General features: G+C 67.7%; 21 protein-coding genes. 13 read left to right on the top strand and 8 right to left on the bottom strand.

From position 1 onward, the window contains the following. A partial coding sequence (locus AC1DZV_RS14115; protein WP_476953952.1) for a transketolase-like TK C-terminal-containing protein occupies positions 1–1,467 on the top strand: 1,467 nt, incomplete at its 5' end. 21 nt (positions 1,468–1,488) lie between these two features. Continuing rightward, positions 1,489–2,112 carry a nicotine blue oxidoreductase gene (gene nboR, locus AC1DZV_RS14120; protein ID WP_476953953.1) on the top strand — a complete coding sequence of 208 codons (624 nt, stop codon included), beginning with the start codon at positions 1,489–1,491 and terminating at the stop codon, positions 2,110–2,112. Positions 2,113–2,120: 8 nt separating this feature from the next. Here the strand turns inward: nboR and AC1DZV_RS14125 are convergent, their stop codons facing one another. Beyond that, the gene (locus AC1DZV_RS14125) at positions 2,121–2,765 is read right to left on the bottom strand and encodes a uracil-DNA glycosylase (RefSeq protein ID WP_459385710.1); all 645 of its coding nucleotides are present in this window, start codon (positions 2,763–2,765) and stop codon (positions 2,121–2,123) included. Positions 2,766–2,856: 91 nt separating this feature from the next. On the opposite strand from AC1DZV_RS14125, the gene AC1DZV_RS14130 reads away from it, so the two are divergent. Further along, positions 2,857–3,381: a DUF488 domain-containing protein gene (locus AC1DZV_RS14130; RefSeq protein ID WP_243180674.1), complete on the top strand. Its 525-nt coding sequence runs from the start codon at positions 2,857–2,859 to the stop codon at positions 3,379–3,381. Positions 3,382–3,474: 93 nt separating this feature from the next. Here the strand turns inward: AC1DZV_RS14130 and AC1DZV_RS14135 are convergent, their stop codons facing one another. The 6 genes from AC1DZV_RS14135 to AC1DZV_RS14160 form a co-directional block, all read right to left on the bottom strand. Beyond that, on the bottom strand, positions 3,475–4,458 hold the full coding sequence (locus AC1DZV_RS14135) for an aldo/keto reductase (RefSeq protein ID WP_476953954.1): 984 nt from the start codon (positions 4,456–4,458) through the stop codon (positions 3,475–3,477). Positions 4,459–4,484: 26 nt separating this feature from the next. After that, complete coding sequence (locus AC1DZV_RS14140; protein WP_476953955.1) at positions 4,485–7,322, bottom strand: molybdopterin-dependent oxidoreductase; 2,838 nt, start codon at positions 7,320–7,322, stop codon at positions 4,485–4,487. Between the two features lie 2 nt (positions 7,323–7,324). Next, the gene (locus AC1DZV_RS14145) at positions 7,325–8,287 is read right to left on the bottom strand and encodes an FAD binding domain-containing protein (protein WP_476953956.1); all 963 of its coding nucleotides are present in this window, start codon (positions 8,285–8,287) and stop codon (positions 7,325–7,327) included. Next, positions 8,278–9,528 carry an XdhC family protein gene (locus AC1DZV_RS14150; protein WP_476950841.1) on the bottom strand — a complete coding sequence of 417 codons (1,251 nt, stop codon included), beginning with the start codon at positions 9,526–9,528 and terminating at the stop codon, positions 8,278–8,280. The genes AC1DZV_RS14145 and AC1DZV_RS14150 overlap by 10 nt, the downstream gene beginning before the upstream one ends. Positions 9,529–9,545: 17 nt before the next feature. Continuing rightward, positions 9,546–10,040, bottom strand: coding sequence for a nucleoside deaminase (locus AC1DZV_RS14155; RefSeq protein ID WP_476950842.1), 495 nt, complete (start codon positions 10,038–10,040; stop codon positions 9,546–9,548). Between the two features lie 283 nt (positions 10,041–10,323). Beyond that, positions 10,324–10,506 carry a hypothetical protein gene (locus AC1DZV_RS14160; protein WP_476950843.1) on the bottom strand — a complete coding sequence of 61 codons (183 nt, stop codon included), beginning with the start codon at positions 10,504–10,506 and terminating at the stop codon, positions 10,324–10,326. Between the two features lie 382 nt (positions 10,507–10,888). On the opposite strand from AC1DZV_RS14160, the gene pucL reads away from it, so the two are divergent. Together pucL and AC1DZV_RS14170 are read left to right on the top strand one after the other, a co-directional pair. Continuing rightward, on the top strand, positions 10,889–11,797 hold the full coding sequence (gene pucL / locus AC1DZV_RS14165; protein WP_243180668.1) for a factor-independent urate hydroxylase: 909 nt from the start codon (positions 10,889–10,891) through the stop codon (positions 11,795–11,797). A 108-nt stretch (positions 11,798–11,905) separates the two neighbouring features. Beyond that, positions 11,906–13,423 carry a nucleobase:cation symporter-2 family protein gene (locus tag AC1DZV_RS14170; RefSeq protein ID WP_476950845.1) on the top strand — a complete coding sequence of 506 codons (1,518 nt, stop codon included), beginning with the start codon at positions 11,906–11,908 and terminating at the stop codon, positions 13,421–13,423. Positions 13,424–13,521: 98 nt separating this feature from the next. On the opposite strand, the gene AC1DZV_RS14175 is transcribed toward AC1DZV_RS14170, so the two are convergent. Continuing rightward, complete coding sequence (locus tag AC1DZV_RS14175; protein WP_028275490.1) at positions 13,522–14,277, bottom strand: IclR family transcriptional regulator; 756 nt, start codon at positions 14,275–14,277, stop codon at positions 13,522–13,524. A gap of 206 nt (positions 14,278–14,483) precedes the next feature. Between AC1DZV_RS14175 and AC1DZV_RS14180 the strand changes: the two genes are divergently transcribed. The 8 genes from AC1DZV_RS14180 (at position 14,484) to gcl (ending at position 24,030) form a co-directional block, all read left to right on the top strand. Continuing rightward, a complete protein-coding gene (locus AC1DZV_RS14180; protein ID WP_476950846.1) occupies positions 14,484–15,896 on the top strand; it encodes an NAD-dependent malic enzyme in 1,413 nt (470 codons plus the stop codon). A gap of 35 nt (positions 15,897–15,931) precedes the next feature. Next, positions 15,932–17,530: a malate synthase A gene (gene aceB, locus AC1DZV_RS14185; protein WP_476950847.1), complete on the top strand. Its 1,599-nt coding sequence runs from the start codon at positions 15,932–15,934 to the stop codon at positions 17,528–17,530. A 3-nt stretch (positions 17,531–17,533) separates the two neighbouring features. Continuing rightward, entirely contained in the window at positions 17,534–18,883 is a 1,350-nt protein-coding gene (locus AC1DZV_RS14190; RefSeq protein WP_476950848.1) for a DUF6986 family protein, read from the top strand. Next, positions 18,880–19,692, top strand: a complete 813-nt coding sequence (locus tag AC1DZV_RS14195) for a bifunctional allantoicase/(S)-ureidoglycine aminohydrolase (RefSeq protein ID WP_028275486.1) — start codon at positions 18,880–18,882, stop codon at positions 19,690–19,692. The genes AC1DZV_RS14190 and AC1DZV_RS14195 overlap by 4 nt, the downstream gene beginning before the upstream one ends. A gap of 180 nt (positions 19,693–19,872) precedes the next feature. Beyond that, a complete protein-coding gene (locus AC1DZV_RS14200) occupies positions 19,873–20,034 on the top strand; it encodes a glycine zipper domain-containing protein (protein ID WP_162159054.1) in 162 nt (53 codons plus the stop codon). A 279-nt stretch (positions 20,035–20,313) separates the two neighbouring features. Then, positions 20,314–21,114 (top strand): hydroxypyruvate isomerase family protein, encoded by an 801-nt coding sequence (locus tag AC1DZV_RS14205; RefSeq protein WP_476953957.1) that lies wholly within the window; start codon positions 20,314–20,316, stop codon positions 21,112–21,114. A gap of 86 nt (positions 21,115–21,200) precedes the next feature. Beyond that, positions 21,201–22,079 (top strand): 2-hydroxy-3-oxopropionate reductase, encoded by an 879-nt coding sequence (locus AC1DZV_RS14210; protein ID WP_476953958.1) that lies wholly within the window; start codon positions 21,201–21,203, stop codon positions 22,077–22,079. A 160-nt stretch (positions 22,080–22,239) separates the two neighbouring features. Then, complete coding sequence (gene gcl, locus AC1DZV_RS14215) at positions 22,240–24,030, top strand: glyoxylate carboligase (protein WP_476953959.1); 1,791 nt, start codon at positions 22,240–22,242, stop codon at positions 24,028–24,030. Position 24,031: the final 1 nt, after the last annotated feature.

Consider the following 24,031-nt stretch of genomic DNA (forward strand, 5'->3'; position numbering starts at 1 on the left):
CGCGACCACCTGCGCATCCCGATCACGGACGACCAGCTCGAAGCGGACCTCTACCGGCCGCCGTACTACCACCCCGGCATGGACTCCCCCGAGATCCAGTACCTGATGGACCGCCGCAAGCAACTCGGCGGCTTCGTCCCCGAGCGGCGGCCGGACCATGCGCCCGTGGAACTGCCCGATCCCGCAACCTATGGGATCGCCAGGCGAGGCTCCGGCAAGCAGCGCTCAGCCACCACCATGGCCTTTGTACGCCTGCTCAAGGACCTGCTCCGGGACAAAAAGTTCGGACACCGCATTGTCCCGATCGTGCCGGACGAATCCCGCACGTTCGGCATGGACGCGTTCTTCCCGACGGCGAAGATCTACAACCCGGACGGCCAGGGCTACCTCTCCGTGGACCGGGAGCTCGTTCTTGCCTATAAGGAATCGGCCCAGGGCCAGCTGATCCACCCGGGCATCAATGAAGCCGGGGCGGTGGCGGCCTTCACCGCCGCCGGAACGTCCTACGCCACGCACGGCGAACCGCTCATCCCGGTCTACGTCTTCTACTCGATGTTCGGCTTCCAGCGCACCGGCGATTCCTTCTGGGCCGCCGCCGACCAGATGACCCGCGGGTTCATCATCGGCGCCACCGCCGGCCGCACCACGCTGACCGGCGAAGGCCTGCAGCACGCCGACGGCCACTCCCCGATCCTGGCGGCAACCAACCCGGCCGTCGTCACCTACGACCCGGCATACGGCTACGAGATGGGCGTCATCATGCGTGACGGCCTGGAGCGGATGTATGGGCCCGGCGAAGCCGGGAAAGAAATTGCCGACAACGATCCGTCGCGGAACGTGATGTACTACCTCACGGTGTACAACGAGCCGATCTTCCAGCCGGCCGAACCCGTAAACCTCGACGTCAACGGCGTCCTGAAAGGCATCTACCGGGTGTCGGCGTCGGACTTTGAAGGGCCTAAAAGCCAGATCCTGGCCTCCGGCGTGTCCGTTCCGTGGGCCCTCGAAGCCCAGCGGGTCCTCGCCGAGGACTGGGGCGTCTCCGCGGACGTCTGGTCCGTGACCTCCTGGACCGAACTGCGCCGCGACGGCCTCGCGGCAGAAGAAGAGGCCTTCCTGAACCCCGGCCAGCCCGCCCGCGTCCCGTTCGTGGCCCAGCAGCTCGCCGGTGCCACCGGGCCGGTCGTCGCGGTCACCGACTACATGAAGGCCGTGCCGGACCAGATCCGGCAGTTCCTGCCGCACCAGTTCGCCTCACTCGGCGCGGACGGCTTCGGCTTCTCCGACACCCGCGCCGCGGCCCGCCGTTTCTTCAAGAACGACATCCACTCGATTGTAGTGAAGACCCTCCAGCTGCTGGCCTCGCGCGGAGAGGTCGACGGCGGGGCGCCCGCCTACGCGATAGACCGCTACAAGCTCCTCGACGTCACCGCCGGGACCACCGGCGGAGCGGGCGGCGACGCCTGAGAAGCGCGTTATGGTGGGCAGATGAGCGACAGCAGAGCGCACGGCACCGGACCCGGCGGCACGACGGCGGTGCTGCTGGCCGCCGGAGCCGGGACGCGGCTGGGGCTCGGGCCCAAGGCATTGCTCCCCCTCCGCGGCCGCACGCTGGTCGAAGTGCTCGCTGACGTGCTGCTAGCGGGCGGCTGCCGGGAGGTGGTGGTGGTGCTTGGCGCGGATGCGGCAAGGGTCCGCGCCGCCACCGACCTCGGCCGGCACCGGGTCATCGACAACCCGCACTGGGCCAGCGGGATGGGCAGCTCGTTCCGGGCCGGTATCGCCGCGGCGGCCCCGGAGGACCATGTGCTCATTGCGCTGGTGGACCAGCCCGGCCTGACCAGGGAGGCCGTCACCCGGCTACTGACGTCGCACCGGCCAGGCCGGGTGACGGCGGCCGCCTACCGCGACGCGGACGGGAAACTGCAGCGGGGACATCCGTTGCTGCTCGATGCCGGACTTCGCACCGAAGCCGCGGAAACCGCTACGGGCGACGCCGGCGCCCGGCATTTCCTGCGGGCCAACCCGGACCTGGTTTATCTGGTGGACTGCAGTGACCTCTCCGGCGGCGAGGACCTCGACTCTGCCGACCAGCTGCACCTCCTCGACTAGCGCCGGTTTTAGCGCGAGTGAGCCAAAAACTCCTGCAGTCCACGCTTGAACCCGGACCGGCCGCCGTGCGCCGGGTGCCTGATTTTCGGCACGTCCATGCCGCTGCGCTGCAGGCTGCGGTAGGCCACGTTGCCCACGGCCACCACGGTGTCGATGCGGAACGCCTCAGCGAGCGCCTGCCAAAACGGAGTTCCCAGCGCAGCCTCGGAAGCCTTTGGCGTGCGGTTGGACAGCGGCCGCCCGGGCACGTGGGTGTGCCACGGGCAGGCGCTCCACAGCAGGGGCAGGAATTCCAGCTCGGCCAGCACCTGCCACATCACCGTGGCCGTCGGCTCCGCAGCGATCCCCGCAGCATCCGCCGGGAGCACGTAGCCCTTCCCCGGCCCGAAAAGCCCAAACTCGTTGGCGGGGCCCTCGAACATGGTGCGGTTCGTGAAGGGAACCCCGGTAATCCTCATGCCCCTGTAACCGGGGGCTTCCCCCACGAGCAGAACCTTTGGGTCGCGGTCCTGCATCTCACGCAGGTAGATGGTCAGGTTCCGCCGGCGCTGCGCATTTCCCGGCACGGTTCGATCGAAGAAGTTGTTGCACCCCGGCCCTGTTTCCACAGCCGCAAGACGGTCAACAAAGCCATCGATGGAGGATGAAGTCATTCCGTACCCGTTTCGTTGACAGCCGGTAGGTCCTCCAGAATATCCGGGCCGCTACACTGGCGGCGCAGGCGTGCCGCTTTAGCATGGGGGGATGACGGACATGACCATCTTCACGGTGGGGCACTCCACTCATCCCATTGGCGAATTCATCGGCATCCTGCAGGCCCACGGCGTCAAGAAGCTGATCGACGTGCGCACCGTCCCGAAGTCGCGCCACAATCCACAGTTCAACGGGGACGCGCTGGCCGCGAGCGTGCGGGCCAGCGGAATCACCTACCGGCGAATGGAATCCCTCGGTGGTCTGCGGCACGCCCGGAAGGACAGCCCCAACGGCGCCTGGCGCAACGCGTCGTTTCGGGGATATGCGGACTACATGCAGACCGAAGAATTCTCCGCGGCCATCGACCAGCTGCTGGACCGCGGGCGGGCCAACGATTCCGCAATCATGTGCGCGGAAGCCGTCCCGTGGCGCTGCCACCGCTCGCTGATCGGTGACGCGCTCCTGGTCCGGAATGTCGGGGTGCTGGACATCATGACGGAAAAGTCCGCGAAACCCCACACCCTGACTTCCTTCGCACGCGTTGAGGGGAAGCGGGTGTGGTACCCGCCGGCCTAACGTCGGCTACGCCAACTACAACGCGAGGTCAGCTACGGCCCTGAACCACGCCGCCATGGGCCGTTTCTGACCCTGCATTGGTTTGAGGAGGGTCTACCAGCGCGGGTGGATGGTTTCGCGGAAGTAGCGGTCATAGATTTCGCGGACGCCGACGTCGAACGTTGCGTCAATGCCGCTAACACCCGCCGCGGCGGCGTTGGCGCGCGCCTGGTCCACGTTCCGCGCGCCCGGGATCACCGTGCTGACGCCGTCCTGCGCCGCGATCCAGGCGATGGCCGCCTGGGCGGTGCTGACGCCGTCGGGCACCAGTTCCTCGAACTCGGCCACCGCTTTGAGGCCCTGGCCGAAGTCCACGCCGGAGAAGGTTTCTCCGACGTCGAACGCCGATCCGGTGCGGTTATAGTTCCGGTGGTCGTCCTCCGCAAAGGACGTCTCCGCGGTGTATTTGCCGGAGAGCAGCCCGGAGGCGAGCGGGACGCGGGCGATGATGCCCACGCCGGCGGCCTCAGCCGCGGGCAGCACCTTGTCCAGCGGCTTGAGCCGGAAGGCGTTGAGGATGATCTGCACGGTGGCGGTGCCGTCGTGGCGCATTGCTTCGAGGGCTTCCTCGGTCCGCTCCACGCTGACGCCGTAGTTGCGGATGACGCCCTCGGCCACGAGCGTGTCCAGCGCGTCGTAGACCTCGTCGTTGCTGTACACGGAGGTGGGCGGGCAGTGCAGCTGGACCAGATCCAGCTGCTCGACGCCCAGGTTGCGCCGCGACCGGTCGGTCCATTCGCGGAAGTTGGCGAGGTTGTAGTTCTCCGGCCGCTGCTCCACCCGCCGGCCCATCTTGGTGGCCACCGTGATGTCCAGGCCGGGGTTGTCGGCCAGGAAGGCGCCGATGGCCTGCTCACTGCGGCCGTCGCCATAGACGTCCGCGGTGTCGAAGAACGTGACGCCCGCTTCGACGGAGGCCGCCAGGATGGCCTGCGCCTGCGCGGGGTCCACGTTGCCCCAGTCCGCGCCAAGCTGCCAGGTCCCCAACCCGACGGTGGAGACGTTTCGTCCGGTTTTGCCCAAGATTCGTTGTTCCATCGTCCGACTATAGGCCGTCAGCGGCCTCAAAGCGGGGGAACCAGCCCTGCCTCTTTCAGGCCCAGGTAGATCTTGTCCCGGGAGATGGGCAGCTGGGAAAACCTCACGCCGGTGGCGTTCCGGATGGCGTTCGCGAGCGCCGGCGCCACCGGGTTGAACGGGCTCTCGCTCATGGATTTCGCGCCCAGCGGGCCCAGCTTGTCGCTGGTGTCGGCGAAGTACACCTCGCTGCGCGGCACGTCGGCGAAGGAGGGGACGTGGTACTGCCGCAGGACGTCGGTGGTGACGCGGCCGGCGTCGTCCACTGTGACCTCCTCGTAGAGCGCAGAGCCGAGGGCCTGCGCGATCCCGCCTTCGATCTGGCCGCGGCACTGGCGCGGGTTGACCACCACGCCGGCATCGGCCGCCTGCACGCTCTGCAGGATCCGCAGCTCCCCCGTCCCGGTGTTCACCGCCACCCGGAAGCCCTGGACATTGAACGCCACCGAGCGCGGCGTCCCGCCCCAACGCCCCTCGGCGGCGAGCTCGACGCCGGCCTGCTCCGCGGCGCCGTAAATTTCCGTCAGGGGCACCAGGGTTCCCTCGCAGACCACGGCGTCCATGTCCAGGACGCAGCCGGAGGGCGGCACGCGGCGGAGGCCGGCGGCGAAGGCGCGGATGCGGAGGGCGAGGTCCTCTGCGGCGGCCAGCGTCGCTTTGCCGGCCACCACGGTGCCGGCAGATCCGAACGCGCCGGAATCGTGGTCCACGAGGTCGGTGTCGGACTGCCGGAGGGTGACGCGGGCGGCAGAGGTAGACAGCGCGGTGGCCGCGAGCTGCGCGTGGACGGTGGTGGTGCCGTTGCCGAATTCTGCCGTCCCGACGTCGGCGGCGTAGGTCCCGTCGGGCAGGAGCCGGAGCCTGGAGTGGGCAAAGTGGCCGCGTGGCGGGACGGTGTCGATCATGGACAGGGCAGTCCCCTCCCCGACCACCCAGTCCGGTCCCGGGCTGTCGAGGCCGGCCGCACGCCAGCGTTCCCGTCCACGGGCCAGGGCGTCCTCCACCAGCTTCGTGCACTGGTCCAGGCCGTAGCTGCCGTAGCGGACGTCTTCCTGGGGCTCGTCGCGGATGGACAGCATGTCGTCGCCTTCCCGGACCATGTTCCGGCGGCGGAACTCCAGGGGGTCCATGCCGATCCCTGCCGCGAGCTCGTCGATGCCGGATTCGATCGCGAAGATCATCTGGCTGAGCCCGTAGCCGCGGAAGGCACCGGACGGCACGGTGTTGGTGTACACGGCGTGGGCGTCCACTTTCTTGTTGGCGCATTTGTACACCGCCAACGACTCGCCGCAGCCGTGGAACATGACCCCGGTGGCGTGGTTGCCATAGGCGCCGGTGTTGGTGAGCACCTCCAGCTTCAGTGCGGTCAGCCTCCCGTCGCGGCTGGCGCCGGCCTTGAGATGGATGGTGAAGGGATGCTTGGTGGTGGCGGCGGTGAACTGTTCGGTCCGGGTGAATTCAAGCTGCACGGGGCGGTTGAGCTTCAGGGCCGCCAGAGCCACGACGTCCTCGGTGAGCACCTCTTGTTTGCCGCCAAAACCGCCGCCCACCCGTCCGGCAACCACCCGGATCTGCTCTTCCGGCAGGCCGAACACCCGGCCCAGGGTGCGCCGCACCAGGAACGGGACCTGGCTGGAGGTGCGGATCAGCAGGCGCCCGTCACCGCCGATGGAGGCGATGGAGGCATGGGTTTCGAGCGCCATGTGCTGCACCCGTTGAGTCCGGTACGTGTGTTCGTGGATGAAGTCCGCCGCGGCGAACCCGGCCGCCATATCGCCGAGCTCGGAATCCAGTTCCGCGACGACGTTCCGCTCCGGCCGGCTGATGCGGGCCGTGGTTGCGTCCTTGTCCCCGTGGAGGGCGGGGGCGCCGGGGAGCATGGCGTTCTCCGGGGTAAAGACCGCATCCAGCACCTCGTAGTCGACCTTCAGGGCCCGCACGCCTGCCTCCGCCGCCGCCACCGTCCCGGCGACGACGGCGGCGACGCGCTGGCCGGTGAACCGCACGACGTCGTCAAACACTCGGGTGTCGTCCGGGTCGTCGGTGTAGAGCTCGTGCTGCGCGGTCGAAAACAGCTGCGCCGGGGAGTCCTCATGGGTGAAGACCGCCGCGACGCCGGGAATCGCTAGCGCGGCTGCTGCGTCGATGGAGCGGATCCGGGCGTGGGCATGCGGGGAGCGCAGCAGTTTCGCGTGCAGCAGCCCGGGCAGTTCTTCGGCCGGGACGTCGAGGGTGTAGCGGGCCTGCCCCGTGACGATGGCGAGGCCCGCCGGCGCGGGAGCGTCGTCGCCCAGTTGTCCGGGGCGCGGCTCCGGCCGGCCGTGCCCCTCAGAAGAGGTGTCCGGGGCTGAGGTGTCCGGGCGGCTCCCCCTCCCGCAGACGGCGTCCTCGATGGCCGTGTACCCGGTGCACCGGCACAGGTTGCCCTTCAGGTTCCGCGGCAGGTCCGCCCTCTGCTCCTCATCGAACGTCGCTGCCGTCATCACCATGCCGGCCGTGCAAAAGCCGCATTGGAAGCCCTGCCGGTCCAGGAACTGCTGCTGCATCGGATGAAGCGCGGTGCTGTTGGGGTCACCGGGCCCGCCGGCGGCGCTGGCGGCGGCCAATCCTTCCACCGTGGTGACCGCCCGGCCTTCCGCGCGGACGGCGGGATAAATGCAGCTGTGCACCGGGACCCCGTCCACGTGCACCGTGCAGGCGCCGCAGTCGCCGGCGTCGCAGCCCTTCTTCACGCCCAGGTTCCCCTGTTCGCGAAGGAACGTGCGCAGGCACTGGCCGGGGCGGGGTTCGGCCTGCGCCGGGATGCCGTTGATCTCAATTCTCATGCTCAGGCACCTTCCGTCCGGGGTCCACCGTTCAGGGTCCCGCCCCGCGGCGGCCAGAAGTCACCGGATATGCGTAACGGGTCGCGGTCTGCCGGGGTGGTGAGTTCGGCCTGGATTTCATGGGCCAGCCGGTATGTCATGTCCTTGCGCCAGGCGGGCAGGCCGTGGACGTCGTCGTGGTACAGCTCATCGGGGATGGCGGCATCCAAGGCCTCGGAGAGAGCATCAGTGAGGGCGCCGGCGAGCGCCGCCGCGGAGGACTCCAGGCGCAGCTGCACGGGGCGCTTGGTGGCTGCGGTGACGGTCAGGACCAGGGCGCCCCCGACGTCGAGCCTTCCAATCAGCAGCACCGCTGACCTGCCCAGGTTGCTCAGCGACAACCGGCGGAAGGCCACCCGGGAGGACAGGGCCGCCGCCGGCAGGCTCACGCTGCGCAGGAGCTCGCCGGGAGCGAGGCAGTTCGTCCCGTCGCCCGTAACGAAGTCCAGCACCGGGAGCGTGCGGCGGGCGCCGCCGGGGCCCAGAATGGTGGCCGTGGCGTCGAGCGCCGCGCAAAGCGAGATCATTGGCCCGGCCGGCAGGGAAGTGCACAGGTTGCCGCCCACCGTGGACATGGTCCAGACCTTGAAGGAGGCCACAAAGGACTCGCAGCAGGGGCGGACGAGTTCCACGCCGGGCCAGTTCCCGGCCAGCCCCCGGCCGGCGTCCGAGCCGGCATCCTCATCCGGGAATGCATACAGTTGCGCGATGGTGCAGGTTGCCGCCAGCTCGATGCCGGCCGCCGACACCGCTATGGGTGTCCAGTCCGTGGAGCCAAGGTCCAGGAGGCGCCGGAGCGGTTCCTGTCCGGCGCCGGGGCTCCCGGAGGAGAAAAGCACGGTGCCCCCCGCGAGCCAGGCGTCCCCTTCGCGCCACTGCGCCGGATCCGCGGTGCGGACCACGGCCTCGATGGTGTTCAGGTCCACTGGGCCTCCTGACGTTCCGGCATGCCGGCGCTGCTGTCGTGATGGTTGCTGTCGTGATGATTGCGGGCGTAGTGGTGAATGGGGCCGCTGGCATCCTTCAGGGACACGCTGCCCTGGGCCAGCCCGGCGGCCTTGCTCCTGTTGACCACGAGTTCTGCCGTGATGGAGACCGCGACCTCTTCCGGCGTGACGGCCCCGAGGTCCAGGCCGATGGGTGAGTGCAGCCGGGCCAGGTCGCCGTCGGCCACGCCGGCCTGCCGCAGGGCATCGATCCGCCCGCGGTGGCTTCGTCTGGACCCCATGGCGCCGACATAGTCCACGTCCAGGCCGAGCGCGGCCTGCAGGAGCGGGACATCGAATTTCGGATCGTGTGTGAGCACGCAGATGGCCGTCCGGGCGTCGGTGCGGCCGGCCAGCACTTGGTCCGCCAGGTACCGGTGCGGCCAGGCCGTGGCCACCTCGTCCGCGGCGCTGAACCTGTCCTGCTGCGCGAACGCCGGGCGCGCGTCGCACACCGTGACGTGGAAGCCAAGGAGTTTCGCGGCCGGGACGAGCGCCGCACCGAAGTCATTGGCGCCGAAGATCAGCAGGCGCGCCGCGGGCAGCCGGCTCTCCACCAGCAGGCTGACGGGTTCCGGCTGGCACTCCCCCGCGGGCGCGAGCCGGATCAGCCCGGTACGGCCTCCCCTCAGCAGCGGTTCCAGCTGGGCTGCCGCGGCCGGCAGCATGCGCCCGGCACCGGCGGACCCGCCCGCCCCGAGCAGCGCGGCGAGTTCGGCCGACTGCAGTACCCGGAAGGCCGCCGGGTCAGGAACCACGACGGCGCCGCGTCCGCCGGCGTCCATCCTGCGGATCAGCGCGGCCCCGGCCGGATGCCTCCCGGCCAGGGCCTGCAGGCTGTCCAGACGCAGCCGGCCGGGCCCTGCGCCCAGGGGTTCGATGTGGATTTCCAGCCTGCCGCCGCAGGTCAGCCCGGCGGCAAACGCGTCCTCGGCGCTGTATCCGAAGACCTCTCGGCGCGTCCCGCCGTCGCGCATTGCCTCCAGGGCCGCTTCCACAACGGCCCCTTCAACGCATCCACCGGACAGGCTGCCCAGCACCTCGCCGGTCTCCGAGACCAGCATGGTGGTGCCCACGGGCCTCGGCACTGATCCGGCAGTGCCCACGACGGTGGCCACCGCGCAGAGCTGCCCGGACGCGGCCGGCCGCCATGTGCCCAGGTGCGGGAGCAGATCCAACATGGCCGCAGTCCCCGGCGCTAGTAGTCGGTCCGGGACTCAAGCGAGTTCCAGGCCTTGAAGGGATCCAATGCCGCGGGCGCTTGCGGGTCTGTCAGTTGCAGCCTGCCCACCGGCATGAGCGTGTCGCGCTGGTCGTTTTCGAAGTATTCGTAGAAGACGGCGTCATCGAACCCCGCAGCCGCGGCATCGTGCCGGTCCGCGGCGAACATCACGCGTGACACCCGCGCCCACAGTGCGGACGCCAGGCACATGGGGCACGGCTCGCAGCTGCAGTAGAGCGTGGCTCCGCTGAGATCGAAAGTGCCAAGTTCGCTGCAGGCCTGCCGGATGGCCGTGACCTCGGCGTGCGCCGTGGGATCGTTGGTGGCGGTGACGCGGTTGACGCCGTCGAACGCTAGCCCGTCCGCAGTGACCACCACTGCGCCGAACGGGCCGCCGCCGTTCAGGACGTTGGCCGTGGCCAACTCGATGGATCTCGCCAGGAACTTCTGGGCCGTATCGGTTGTAGTCATGCCGCCACTCCCTACCTGCGGAAGCCTGTACACCGTGACGGGTACGCAAGGGCCGTATGCGACGGTGACCAGTCTTCAGCATGTGCCTTGAAGGTTGCGCCTGGTAGATAGCTTCCCGGATCCCGGGCTGCCCGCCGTTGGCAAGATCGACAGTAGCACCGGGATGTCCGCGCGGCGCGCCCTATTTGAGGGAAGCCTGTTTTCGTTATGTGAAATCTCTATTTCCGGGTCTTCACGCCAACGCCGCCCTACCGCCCAACCGCCCAACCGCCCAAAAAAACGCCTACCGGCCAAAGAGCGGCAGCGCGCGGAGCCACCGGGAAAAGCCGCGGTCCCTCCGCTCGCAGTCGGCCGGAATGTAGAAGTCTGGGTCCGTGGCGCCGAAGTCCGTGGCGGCGAACGGCAGGTACAGCTCCACCCCGGGCGCCGGAAATTCAACGGCACTGTCCGTCTCCTCCGAGTTCATGGATTCCTCCTCATGCATTGCGTGGGCGCTTCTCCGCACCGAGTCGAAGCACGCGGAAGAGTTCCACAATTTGGAAATGATTTATTGTTATGTGGAAAAGAGTAGGGGCGGGCGGAGCCGGCGGTCAAGAGCGTTGGCCGCCGCGGTCACAAACCGTTTTTTCGAAAAGTGATGTACACCACGCCCGGACCGGGCTACGCTTAATCCCAATTCGTGGCGCAGGTCACGTAACCTGGGAGCAGCAGGCAGGGTCGTAATGAGCTGGCATCAACTGATGTCGGCTCTTTTTTGTGGGCCGACGGAATGAGAAACGCGCGGGAAACACGCGCTTAATTTCTATGTGGGACTTTGGTGCCACATACCTGAAGTTGGGAATCAGACCATGAGCAACAAGATCGTCCTCGGCCACAACCAGTACGGAAAAGCCGAAGTCCGGGTCGTCAAGATCACCAGGGACACCGACCGCCATGAAATCGAAGACCTGAATGTCACCTCGCAGTTGCGCGGGGACTTCGCGGCTGCCCACCTCGAAGGCGACAACAGCCATGTGGTGGCCACGGACACCCAAAAGAACACCATCTATGCCTTCGCCCGGGACGGCATCGGCTCCCCGGAAGCCTTCCTGCTGCGGCTGGGCAAGCACTTCACCTCGAACTTCGACTGGGTCACCGGCGGCCGCTGGGCAGCCGAATCCTACAAATGGGACCGGATCCAGGCCCACGGGACCGGGCACGACCACTCCTTCGTCCGCAGCGGCCAGGAAGTCCGCACCGCGGTCCTTGTCCGCGACAGCGGTACCGAGCACCTCATCGCCGGGCTCAAGGACCTCACCGTGTTGAAGTCGACCCAGTCCGGGTTCAGCGGCTTCCCGCGGGACAAGTACACCACCCTCCCGGAAACGTCCGACCGCATCCTCGCCACGGACGTATCGGCCCGCTGGCGCTTCAGGACCGGCACCGATTTCGGCACGTTCGACTTCAACAAGAGCTACGAGGACGTCAAGAGCCTGCTGCTGGAGGGCTTCAGCGAAAACTACTCCCACGCCCTGCAGCAGACCCTCTTCGACATGGGCGCCAAGGTCCTGGAAGCGCACACCGAGATCGACGAGATCAAGTTCTCCATGCCCAACAAGCACCACTTCCTCGTCGACCTCTCGCCCTTTGGCCTCGACAACCCCAACGAGGTCTTCTTCGCCGCCGACCGCCCCTACGGCCTGATCGAGGCCACTGTCCAGCGTGAAGACGCCAGCCCCGCAGAAATCGCCTGGTCCGGGATCGCCGGCTTCTGCTAGGACTCCCGGGCCGGCCGGCCCGGGCCTCCGGCGCCGGCACTCCGGCACCCGTTAGCCAGACATTGTTAGCCGGACAACGACGTCCGCCATGAACCAAGAAGGTCTGCCATGAACGCACGCAAAAAATCGACCGCCCGGCTGCCACGCACCCGCGGCACCGGCGGCACCGGCGGCACTCCCCGCCCCGAGGACCAACGGCTCTCCGTCGGAAGCAGCTTCGCCTACGGCTTCCAGCACGTCCTGACCATGTACGGCGGCATCATCGCCGTCCCCCTGATCGTCGGCCAGGCCGCCGGCCTGGCCCCGGCCGACGTCGGGGTCCTGATCGCCGCGGCCCTCTTCATGGGCGGCCTGGCAACGCTGCTCCAGACCCTGGGCGTGCCGTTCTTCGGCTCCCAGCTCCCCCTGGTCCAAGGCGTCTCCTTCGCCAGCGTGGCGACCATGGTCGCCATCGTCACCGGCGGCGGCGGTCTCCCGGCCGTCTTCGGCGCTGTCATTGCCTCTGCAGCCATCGGGCTGCTGATCGCCCCGGTGTTCTCCAAGATTGTCCGGTTCTTCCCGCCGGTGGTCACCGGCACAGTCATCACCACCATCGGCCTCACGCTGATGCCCGTGGCGGCCAACTGGGCGATGGGCGGGAACAAGAAGGCGGCGGACTATGGGAGCGTGGCCAACATCGGGCTGGCGGCCATCACCCTGGCCCTCGTGCTCCTGCTGAGCAAGGTCGGCAGCGCCACCATTTCCCGCCTGTCCATCCTGCTGGCCATGGTCGCCGGAACCGGGGTCGCCGTCGTGACCGGCATGGCGGACTTCTCAAAGGTTGGTGACGGCCCGATCGTCGCCTTCCCCGCACCGTTCCACCTCGGCGCACCCACCTTCGAGGCTGCCGCCATCATCTCCATGCTGATCGTGGTCCTGGTCATCCTGACCGAGACCATGGCCGACATCCTGGCCGTCGGCGAAATCGTGGGCACCCGGGTCGATTCGAAGCGGATCGCCGCGGGCCTGCGGGCAGATATGGTTTCCAGCCTCGTGGCGCCGGTCTTCGGTTCCTTCACGCAGAGCGCGTTCGCCCAGAACGTTGGCCTGGTCGCCGTCACCAAGATCAAGAGCCGCTATGTGGTGGCGGCCGGCGGCGTCATCCTGGTGCTGCTGGGCCTGCTGCCGGTGCTCGGCCGCGTGGTCGCGGCGGTCCCCACAGCCGTCCTGGGCGGTGCGGGAATCGTGCTCTTCGGCACGGTGGCCGCGAGCGGCATCCGGACCCTGGCCAAGGTGGAGTACCGGAACAACATGAACCTGATCATCGTCGCCGCCTCCATCGGCTTCGGGATGATCCCGATCGCCGCCCCCACGTTCTACGACAAGTTCCCCAGCTGGTTCGCAACGATTTTCCATTCCGGCATCAGCTCCGCAGCGGTCATGGCCATCGCGCTGAACCTGCTCTTCAACCACCTGAAGAAGGGCAACTCGGAGAACCAGTCGGTCTTTGTGGCCGGAACGGGCCGGGTCATCCGCGAGGAAGACCTTCAGTGCCTTGCCGAGGGCGACCGCTACGAGAACGGCAAACTGATCGACTGCGACGGCAAGGAAGTCCCGGTGGAGTCCGCCGCGACATCCGAACACTAGTCCCCCAAGACACCACCGGCATGAGCGTTGCGGCCCCTCCCCGTGAAGGAAAAGGGGCCGCAATCTGGCCTGGCGGACTGCGGCACGGCCGCTGGATGTCAGCTCTTGTTGAGGTCCTGGGAGATCGCCAGGGCTGCCTCGCGCAGCAACGGCACAGCCCGGTCCGCGAAAGTCTCGTCCACCCGGGAAACGGGCCCGGAGACGGAAATCGCCGCGGGGGTCGGCGCGTTGGGGATGGCAATCGCGAAGCAGCGGACGCCGATCTCCTGCTCTTCCTCATCGATCGAATAGCCGCGGCTGCGGATCAGCTTCAAGTCGGCGAGCAGGGATTCGACGTCGCCGATGCTCTTCGGTGTGGGTGTGGGCATGCCCTTCCGGGTCACGATGCCACGCACCGTCTCATCGTCCAGCTGGGCCAGGATCGCCTTGCCCATGCCGGTGGCGTGCATGTAACCGCGGCGGCCCACTTCGGTGATCATCCGCATGGAGTGCAGGGACGGGACTTGGGCCACGTACATCACCATGTCAGAGTCCAGCACAGCCATGTTGGCGGTTTCCCCGAGCCGTTCCACGAGGGACTGGAGCTGCGGCCGGGCGAGCGCCCCGAGCTGCTTGTTCGCCGCCTCGCCCAGACGGATCAGGCGCGGGCCCAGGGCATAGCGGCGGTTCGGCAGCTGCCTAATGTAGCCCAGGGTGACGAGGGTGCGCAGCAGCCGGTGGATGGTGGGAAGCGGCAGGTCGGTGGAGGACGAGAGTTCGCTGAGGGTGACGTCGCCGCCGGCATCGGTGATCAGTTCCAGAAGTTCGAAGACGCGTTCAACGGACTGCACGCCTCCGGGGGCTTTTTCCGCCATAACTTTGCTCTCCTGAGGGGTTGCTTACGACAAATTTTATCCACATCGTGAAAAAAGTGCCTAGTGGACACAAGATACAGTACCGCCCCCGCCGCCGACGGACCCCTGGGGGCTTGTATTTCCACAAAGTAGATAATAATATCCATCATACGAAATAAGTGAGTGCAGTAAGAGCCCGTCCGCGGGCCGACTAGGAGGAAAATTCAATGGCGAATCCCAGCCCCGGAAATTCGATCACCCTGCGCGTGGAGGCGCCCTCGAGCTTCACCGCCACCAGCGAACTGGCCGCCGCCGTCGGTGCGGCCGGCGCCGCGATCACGGCCCTGGACGTCACCGAATCCCACCATGAGACCCTGGTAGTCGACGTCACCTGCAACACCACGGACGACGAGCACGCCGCACGTGTCAAGGACGCGCTCAACGCGCTCGACGGCGTCACGGTCCGGAACGTCTCGGACCGAACCTTCCTGATGCACCTCGGCGGCAAGCTGGAAGTTGTGCCGAAGGTCGCGCTGCGCAACCGCGACGACCTCTCCCGCGCCTACACCCCCGGCGTCGCCCGCGTCTGCCTGGCGATCGCGGAAAACCCTGAGGCCGCCCGGAACCTGACCATCAAACGCAACACCATCGCCGTCGTCACCGACGGCTCCGCCGTCCTGGGCCTCGGCAACATCGGCCCGGCCGCCGCACTGCCGGTCATGGAAGGCAAGGCCGCGCTCTTCAAGCAGTTCGCCAACGTCGACGCCTGGCCGGTCTGCCTGGACACCCAGGACACGGAGGAAATCATCCGGATCGTCAAGGCGCTCGCCCCGGTCTATGGCGGGGTCAACCTTGAGGACATCGCCGCTCCGCGCTGCTTCGAGATCGAAACCCGGCTCCGCGAGGAGCTCGACATCCCGGTCTTCCACGACGACCAGCACGGAACCGCAATCGTCACGCTGGCAGCCCTGACCAACGCCCTGCGCGTGGTGGACAAAAAACTCTCCGAGGTCCGGATTGTCGTTTCGGGCGTCGGCGCCGCCGGCTCCGCCATCATCGCGCTGCTCAAGGCACAGGGGGCCCGCAACATCATCGCCGCCGGCCGATCGGGAGCGATCCACTTCGGCGAACAGTACGACGACGAGCACCGCACGTGGATTGCCGAGAACACCAATGAACGGGGTTTCTCGGGCACCCTGCACGAAGCGCTCAAGGGAGCCGACGTCTTCATCGGCGTCAGCGCACCGCACGTGATCGGCGAAGAACAGGTGGCATCCATGGCCAACGACGCTATTGTGTTCGCCATGGCCAACCCCACGCCGGAAATCGACCCGGTGGTCGCATCACGGCACGCCGCTGTGGTGGCGACCGGCCGCAGCGACTTCCCCAACCAGATCAACAACGTCCTGGCCTTCCCAGGGTTCTTCCGCGGGCTGCTGGACGCGGGGGCGGCGGACATCACCCCCGAGATGCTGGTGGCCGCCGCCGCGGCGATCGCCAACCGGGTCGCCGACGACGAGCTCAATGCCAGCTACATCATTCCCAGCGTCTTCGACCCCCACGTTGCCGCCGACGTCGCCGCGGCGGTTGTCGCGGCTGCCCATGCGACGGTCCCGGCCGCCGCGCTGACCCACGCCTGATTCGCCGCCTGCTTCACCGACCAGGAAGGACCACAATGGCCCTCACCATTTCAGCCCGCCGCCCCGTTGACCGCGCGGAGGAGATCCTCACACCCGAGGCGCTGGCCTTCATTGAGCAATTGCACCAGCGATTCGCCGCCACCCGCGTGGATTTGCTCAAGGCCCGCGCGGTCAAACGCGACGAGGTGGCCCGCACCGGCCGGCTCGATTTCCTGCCGGAAACCCGTGATATCCGTGAAGGCGACTGGACGGTGGCCCCGGCCCCGACAGCCCTGCAGGACCGCCGGGTGGAAATGACGGGTCCGGCCGCACCGGCCAAGATGGCCATTAATGCCCTGAACTCCGGGGCCAAGGTCTGGCTCGCGGACCTCGAGGACGCCAGCACTCCCACCTGGTCCAACGTGATCGAATCAATCCTGAACCTCCGCGACGCCGCGGCGGGAACCCTGGCCTACACGTCCCCCGAGGGCAAGGAATATACGCTCCGGACCGATGCCCCGCTGGCCGTCGTTGTCGCCCGCCCGCGCGGCTGGCACATGGCAGAGCGCCACCTGCTGATCGACGGCGAACACACCGTAGGCGCCCTGGTGGACTTCGGCCTGCACTTCTTCCACACCGCCAGGCAGCTGCTGAAGAATGGCCATGGCCCTTACTATTACCTGCCCAAGATGGAGAGCCACCTCGAGGCCCGGCTGTGGAACGAGGTCTTCGTCTTCGCCCAGGACTACCTCGGCATTCCGCAAGGCACCATCCGCGCGACCGTCCTGATCGAGACCATCCCCGCAGCATTCGAAATGGACGAGATCCTCTACGAACTCCGCGACCACGCCTCCGGCTTGAACGCTGGCCGCTGGGACTACTTGTTCAGCATCATCAAGTACTTCCGTGACGCCGGCTCGCGCTTTGTGCTGCCGGACCGCGCCACCGTGGCTATGACCGCGCCGTTTATGCGTGCCTACACCGAACTGCTGGTCAAGACCTGCCACCACCGCGGCGCCTTCGCCATGGGCGGCATGGCGGCCGTCATTCCCAACCGCCGCGAACCCGAGGTGACGGCCCAGGCGTTCGAGAAAGTGCGCGCGGACAAGACCCGTGAGGCGAACGACGGCTTTGACGGTTCCTGGGTGGCCCACCCGGACCTGGTGCCGGTCTGCCGGGACGTCTTCGACGCCGTCCTGGGCGAGCGGCCGAATCAGCTGGACAGGCAGCGCCCGGAAGTCTCGGTCACCGCGGACCAGCTCCTGGACGTCGCCTCCGCCCGTGGCACGGTCACCGAGGCAGGCATGCGCCTGAACCTGTACGTTGCCGTCGCCTACACAGCGGTGTGGATTTCGGGCAATGGCGCGGTCGCCATCCACAACCTGATGGAGGACGCGGCGACGGCGGAAATCTCGCGGTCCCAGGTCTGGCAGCAGATCCGCAACCACTCTGTGCTCGCCGACACTGGCCGGACCGTCACCCGCGAGCTGGTATCCGGGATCCTGGCCGAGGAAACCGAGAAGCTCCGGGGCGAGGTGGGCGAGGACGCTTTCATGAAGCACTACCTGCCCGCCAGCAAGCTCATCGGCGACATCTGCCTGTCCGAGGACTACACGGACTTCCTCACCACGCCGGCGTACGAGCTGGTGGGCTGAGGCATGGCAGCCACCTCCGCCAGTGCCAGGCCGCAAGCACGCAGCCATCTGCAGAGCCAGGGTCCGGTAACGCCGGCCCTCTCCGGGGCCGACCTCGCCCGGATCGATGCGCAGCTCGCCGACACCGACCGGCTGCTGGAGCGCAGCTACCCGGGCGACGACGGCTCCCGCCAGCCGGTGCACACCGTCTACGTTCCGGCCGACCGCTTCAGCCCGGAGTTCGCCGCGGACTGGGGCGCCCAGGCCCTCGCCGCGGTGGATGCCCGCGGCGGCGTCGAAAGCCTGTGCGCGCTGCAGGGCCAGGAAACCGAACTGGCCGCCGCCGTCGCGCCGCGGGTCCGGGCCAAGCTCTCACGCGAGCCGATCGAGGACCTCCGTCTGGACTTTGAGGACGGGTTCGGGGACCGGGGCGACGACGCCGAGGACGCCGCCGCTGTCGCCGCGGCATCCGCCGTGGCCGCCGCCGTCGCCGCCGGTACCGCGCCGCCGTTCATCGGGATCCGCTTCAAGTGCTTCGAGGCTGCCACCCGCGCCCGGGGTCTGCGGACCCTGGATCTCTTCGTCTCGCAGCTGGCCACGGCCGGCGAACTGCCGGACGGGCTCGTCCTCACCCTGCCCAAGGTCACCACGGTGGCGCAGGTGGAGGCCATGGCCTTCGCCGTGTCCCGGCTCGAGGAAGTCCACTCGCTCCCCGCGGGCCGGCTCCGCTTTGAGGTGCAGGTGGAAACGCCGCAGCTCATCCTGGGCCCGGACGGAACCTCGCCGGTGGCGCGCCTGCCGCACGCGGTGCCCGGCCGGATCAGCGGGCTGCACTACGGCACCTACGACTACTCAGCATCGCTGCAGATCTCCGCCGAATACCAGTCCATGGAACATCCCGTGGCGGACTTTGCCAAGGAAGTCATGCAGCTTGCCGCGGCCGGCACCGGGATCCGGCTCTCCGACGGCTCCACCAACATCATCCCGGTGGGCGGGAACGTGGAGCAGGCCTGGCAGCTCCACGGCCGGCTGGTCCGCCGCTCGCTGGAACGCGGCTACTACCAGGGCTGGGACCTCCACCCCGCCCAGCTGCCCAGCCGGTTCGCCGCGACCTACGCCTTCTACCGGCAAGGGCTCCCGGCCGCCGCTGCCCGGCTCCGCAATTACATGGACCAAACCGCCGGCGGCGTTCTGGACGAGCCCGCCACCGCACGGGCTCTGGCAGCCTTCGTGCTGCGCGGCGTCCAGTGCGGCGCCGTCGGCACCGAAGAAGTCCTGGCGCTGGCCGGCGTCGGGCTCCCCGAACTCACCGCGCTGGCCCACCCCCGGCTGGCCAACACCTCCACTCCCTCAGCAAAAGGAACGCACCCATGAGCAACTATTTCTACCCCGAAGGCGGGCTTCCGCCGCAGACCCAGATCCTCTCCGACCGGGCCGTGGTCAAGGAGGCCTACACCGTCATTCCGAAGGGCGTGCTCCGGGACATCGTCACGAGCAAACTGCCCGGCTGGACCAACACCCGTTCCTGGATCCTGGCCCGGCCCATCGCCGGTTTTGCCACGACGTTCTCGCAGCTGATCGTCGAGGTGGGACCGGGCGGAGGCTCGGAGAAGCCCGAGCCGGAGGCCGGCGTCGAAGGCGTCATCTTCCTGACCAAGGGCGCCCTGGCACTGACCCTCGAGGGGGAAATCCACAGGCTGGGCGAGGGCGGCTACGCCTACCTCGCCGCGGGGGCCCAATGGTCCGTGGCGAACGAGTCCGGGGAGATCGCCAGTTTCCAGTGGATCCGGAAGGCCTACGAGCCGCTGGACGGCTACACGGCGAAATCCTTTGTAACCCGCGACCAGGACGTCGCACCGCGGGCGATGCCGGACACCGACGGGGCCTGGGCCACCACGCGTTTCGTGGACCCGGAGGACCTCGCCCACGACATGCACGTCAACATCGTCACCCTCAAGCCCGGCGCCTCCATCCCCTTCGCGGAAACCCACGTCATGGAGCACGGCCTCTTCGTGCTGGAAGGAAAAGCCGTCTACCGGCTCAATGACGACTGGGTGGAGGTGGAGGCCGGCGACTTCATGTGGCTGCGCGCCTTCTGCCCCCAGGCGTGCTACGCCGGCGGTCCGGGCAACTTCCGGTACCTGCTGTACAAGGACGTCAACCGCCAGATCCGCCTGACCTAAGACCGATCCACCAATACCGATCCACCAATACCGACCCACCAATACCGATCCACGCAGTGGAGTCCGCCCCGTCTGTGAGGGCGGACTCCTGCGTGGTTCCGCCGGTCGCGCCTCCGCGCCAATTCTGGTCACCCAGCCCGGAGCCCTTGCGGCCCGGGCGATGCTTGCTAGCCTGAGGCTGTGAAGTACGAATCCCTGTGGATCGGAATGCTCCTTGGCGCGGCCCTCGGCTTCGCCATCGGGGTCACCACCGTCGACAAGCCATTCACGGGCCTCCTGATCGGCCTCGGGGTCGGCGCACTCGTGGGTCTGGGTATCCGCAAGGACCCAACGAAGCGGTAGGGAATTTCGCCGCATCTGCTGCCCGCGTGCCCTGAACTGCCGGAGCCTGAACTCCCCTAGGCTCCCGCGCTCCGAGGTGCCGGGGCAAGAATATCGGGGTCCCTCGCGCCTCACCCCGCAGCCACACCCCCATTCGCTCACCCCTTGACTCCCCGGCCCAACCTTCCCTACACTTTTCATAAAGCAGAATCTTAATTCCACAAAGCGGAAAACAAGCAAGGATCTGCAAGGCAAAGGTGCCCGGGATCCAGCTCCCGCCCACACCGGAAGGAACCCACAATGACGTACACCGTGAACTGCTCCATCCTCCTGACGGAGCTCCCCCTCTGGGAACGCCCGGCCGCCGCGAAGGCCGCCGGTTTTGACGCCGTAGAATTCTGGTGGCCCTTCGAGACCTCCGTCCCCACCGACGTCGAGGTTGCCCGGTTTGAGAACGCCATTACCGACGCCGGCGTGCAGCTGACGGGCCTGAACTTCAACGCGGGCGACATGCCGGGCGGCGACCGCGGCCTGGTCTCCTGGCCGGCACGTTCCACCGAATTCCAGGACAACATCGAAGTCGTCGCCGGCATCGGTGAGCGCCTCGGCTGCAAGGCCTTCAATGCCCTCTACGGCAACCGCATTGACGGCGAATCCGCTGAGCAGCAGGACGCCATTGGCGCCGAAAATCTCGCGGCGGCGGCTGCCGGCGTGGCCCGCATCGGCGGCACGGTCCTCCTGGAACCCGTCAGCGGCGCCCCCCGGTACCCCCTGCTCAAGGCACAGGATGCCCTCGATGTGATCGCCCGGGTCAAGCAGGAATCCGGCGCCGGGAACATCAAGCTCCTCGCGGACTTCTACCACCTGGCCGTGAACGGTGACGACGTCGCCGCCGTCATCGAAAAGCACGCCAAGGACTTCGGCCACATCCAGATCGCCGACAACCCCGGCCGCGGGGCTCCCGGAACCGGGCAGCTTCCCCTCGGCGAATGGATCGCCCGCAGCCGCGCACTCGGCTACGAGGGCTACATCGGCCTCGAATACAAGGAACCCGCGGGGACCGCATTCAGCTGGGCCATCCGCCAGCGCGTCTCGCAGTAATCCCCACCCGCTCCCTCAGTCCGCACCAGCGCAAAGAAGCACACCCGCGCTAAAACGCACACAAAGACGTCAGAAAGAGAACCACAATGAGCAACATCGCAGTCATCGGCCTCGGTATCATGGGCCTGCCCATGGCCATCAACCTCGTCAAGGCCGGCCACACGGTCACGGGCTTCAACCGCAGCCAGGACAAGACCGACAAGCTCGTCTCCGAAGGCGGCAAGGGTGCCGCGAGCATCGCGGAGGCCGTCAGGGACGCCGACGTGGTCATCACCATGGTGCCGGACTCCCCCGACGTCGAAGGCGTGGTCAGCGGCCCCGACGGCGTGTTCGCCAACGCCAAGCCGGGCGCCCTGTGGGTTGATGCCAGCAGCATCCGCCCCGACGTCGCCAAAGGCCTCGCCGACGACGCCCGGGCCGCCGGGATCCGTCCCCTCGACGCCCCGGTCTCCGGCGGCGAACAAGGCGCCATCGACGCCGCGCTGTCCATCATGGTGGGCGGTGACGCCGCCGACTTCGAGGCGGCAGGGGATGTCCTGGCCGCCGTCGGCAAGACCATCGTCCACGTGGGGCCCTCCGGCTCCGGCCAGACCGTCAAGGCAGCCAACCAGCTGATCGTGGCCGTCAACATTGAAGTCCTTGGCGAGGCGATCGCCTTCCTCGAGGCCTACGGCGTGGACACGGACGCCGCCCTCAAGGTCCTCGGCGGCGGTTTGGCCGGCTCCAAGGTCCTGGAGCAGAAGGGCCAGAAGATGCTGGACCGCAACTTCGACCCCGGCTTCCGCCTGGCCCTGCACCACAAGGACCTCGGCATCGTCACCTCTGCGGCCCGCGAGGCCAATGTCGCCGTCCCCCTCGGCGCCATCGTCGCGCAGCTCGTCGCCGCCACCGTCAACCAGGGCGACGGCGGCCTGGACCACTCGGGCCTCTTCAAGCAGGTCCTGAAGCTCAGCGGCCGCAACTAAGCGGCGCTGCCGCCCCGTCAAGGGGCATTTCGACACGAACGCACCGGCCGGCGTCGGGATTTACGACGGCGGCCCGCCCTCCCCCCAACAAGAGGTGCCCGCGACGATTCGCCGGGCCTGCCTTCAGCACACCCAAAAACAGACTTTCAAGGAGCACACCATGACGAAGATGCGCACTGTAGACGCAGCCGTCGCCATCCTGGAAAAGGAGGGCGCCACCGAGGCGTTCGGCCTGCCAGGCGCGGCGATCAACCCGTTCTATTCGGCCATGAGGGCCCACGGCGGCATCCGCCACACCCTGGCCCGCCACGTTGAAGGCGCCAGCCACATGGCCGACGGCTACAGCCGGGCCAAGGACGGCAACATCGGCATCTGCATCGGCACCTCGGGCCCCGCGGGCACGGACATGATCACCGGCCTGTACGCGGCGTGGGCCGATTCCATCCCGATGCTCTGCATCACGGGCCAGGCACCCGTGGCCAAGCTGCACAAGGAGGACTTCCAGGCCGTGGACATCGAGTCCATCGCCAAGCCGGTCACCAAGTTGGCCATGACCATCCTTGAACCCGGCCAGGTTCCCGGAGCCTTCCAGAAAGCTTTCCAGCTGATGCGCTCCGGCCGCCCGGGCCCGGTCCTGCTGGACCTGCCGATCGACGTGCAGATGGCCGAGATCGAATTCGATATCGACACCTATGAGCCCCTGCCCGTGGAGAAGCCCAGGGCCAGCCGGAAGCAGCTGGAAAAGGCAATGGACATGCTCACCGCAGGCGAGCGCCCGCTGATCGTGGCCGGCGGCGGCATCATCAATGCCGGAGCCTCGGCGCAGCTCGTGGAACTGGCCGAGCTGCTGGGCGTCCCCGTGATCCCCACCCTGATGGGCTGGGGCGCGATCCCGGATGACCACGAACTCATGGCCGGCATGGTGGGCCTGCAGACCAGCCACCGGTACGGCAACGAGAACTTCCTGCGCAGCGACTTCGTGATCGGCATCGGCAACCGCTGGGCCAACCGCCACACCGGCGGCCTGGACACCTACACCGCCGGCCGCACGTTCGTGCACATCGACATCGAGCCGACCCAGATCGGCCGCGTGTTCTCCCCGGACTTCGGCATCGCCTCCGACGCCGGCGCCGCCCTGGATGGGCTGCTGGAGCTGGCCCGGGAACGCCGGGACGGCGGGTCCCTGCCGGACTACACCGCCTGGGTTGACGAATGTTCCGGGCGCAAAGCCACACTGCACCGCAAGACCCACTTCGACAACGTGCCGATCAAGCCGCAGCGCGTGTACGAGGAAATGAACAAAGCATTCGGCAAGGACACCACGTACGTGTCCACCATCGGACTGTCGCAGATCGCCGGCGCCCAGATGCTGCACGTGTTCGGCCCGCGCAAGTGGATCAACGCCGGACAGGCAGGCCCGCTGGGCTGGACCGTCCCCGCCGCGCTGGGCGTGGTCCGCGGCAAGCCGGACCAGACCGTGGTTGCCCTCTCCGGTGACTACGACTTCCAGTTCATGATCGAGGAACTGGCCGTGGGCGCGCAATTCAACCTGCCGTACATCCACGTTGTGGTCAACAACTCCTACCTGGGCCTGATCCGCCAGTCCCAGCGCGGCTTCAACATGGAACAGAACGTGTCCCTGGCGTTCGAGAACATCAACTCCACGGATCTCTCCGCAACCGCAAGCGGCTACGGCGTGGACCACATTAAGGTGGCCGAGGGCCTGGGCTGCAAGGCGATCCGGGTGGAAAACCCGGAGGACCTGCCTGCCGCGTTCGACAAGGCCAAGGCGCTCCTGGGCGAGTTCAGGGTTCCGGTGGTGGTGGAAGTCATCCTGGAGAAGATCACGAACATCTCCATGGGCACCGAAATCAACGCCGTCAACGAGTTCGAGGCCCTGGCCGAGACCGCCGAGGACGCCCCCACCGCCATTCTGGCCCTGCAGGCCTGAG

Source organism: Arthrobacter sp. P1_D12 (assembly GCF_056406175.1).

Coding starts and splice junctions, on each gene's coding strand:
- aceB (WP_476950847.1), top strand. CDS start 15,932: ATGGCCCTCACCATTTCAGCCCGCCGCCCCGTTGACCGCGCGGAGGAG.
- AC1DZV_RS14170 (WP_476950845.1), top strand. CDS start 11,906: ATGAACGCACGCAAAAAATCGACCGCCCGGCTGCCACGCACCCGCGGC.
- AC1DZV_RS14150 (WP_476950841.1), bottom strand. CDS start 9,528: ATGTTGGATCTGCTCCCGCACCTGGGCACATGGCGGCCGGCCGCGTCC.
- AC1DZV_RS14140 (WP_476953955.1), bottom strand. CDS start 7,322: ATGAGAATTGAGATCAACGGCATCCCGGCGCAGGCCGAACCCCGCCCC.
- AC1DZV_RS14130 (WP_243180674.1), top strand. CDS start 2,857: ATGACGGACATGACCATCTTCACGGTGGGGCACTCCACTCATCCCATT.
- AC1DZV_RS14135 (WP_476953954.1), bottom strand. CDS start 4,458: ATGGAACAACGAATCTTGGGCAAAACCGGACGAAACGTCTCCACCGTC.
- AC1DZV_RS14180 (WP_476950846.1), top strand. CDS start 14,484: ATGGCGAATCCCAGCCCCGGAAATTCGATCACCCTGCGCGTGGAGGCG.
- AC1DZV_RS14205 (WP_476953957.1), top strand. CDS start 20,314: ATGACGTACACCGTGAACTGCTCCATCCTCCTGACGGAGCTCCCCCTC.
- AC1DZV_RS14195 (WP_028275486.1), top strand. CDS start 18,880: ATGAGCAACTATTTCTACCCCGAAGGCGGGCTTCCGCCGCAGACCCAG.
- gcl (WP_476953959.1), top strand. CDS start 22,240: ATGACGAAGATGCGCACTGTAGACGCAGCCGTCGCCATCCTGGAAAAG.
- AC1DZV_RS14210 (WP_476953958.1), top strand. CDS start 21,201: ATGAGCAACATCGCAGTCATCGGCCTCGGTATCATGGGCCTGCCCATG.
- AC1DZV_RS14190 (WP_476950848.1), top strand. CDS start 17,534: ATGGCAGCCACCTCCGCCAGTGCCAGGCCGCAAGCACGCAGCCATCTG.
- AC1DZV_RS14155 (WP_476950842.1), bottom strand. CDS start 10,040: ATGACTACAACCGATACGGCCCAGAAGTTCCTGGCGAGATCCATCGAG.
- pucL (WP_243180668.1), top strand. CDS start 10,889: ATGAGCAACAAGATCGTCCTCGGCCACAACCAGTACGGAAAAGCCGAA.
- AC1DZV_RS14175 (WP_028275490.1), bottom strand. CDS start 14,277: ATGGCGGAAAAAGCCCCCGGAGGCGTGCAGTCCGTTGAACGCGTCTTC.
- AC1DZV_RS14125 (WP_459385710.1), bottom strand. CDS start 2,765: ATGACTTCATCCTCCATCGATGGCTTTGTTGACCGTCTTGCGGCTGTG.
- nboR (WP_476953953.1), top strand. CDS start 1,489: ATGAGCGACAGCAGAGCGCACGGCACCGGACCCGGCGGCACGACGGCG.
- AC1DZV_RS14160 (WP_476950843.1), bottom strand. CDS start 10,506: ATGAACTCGGAGGAGACGGACAGTGCCGTTGAATTTCCGGCGCCCGGG.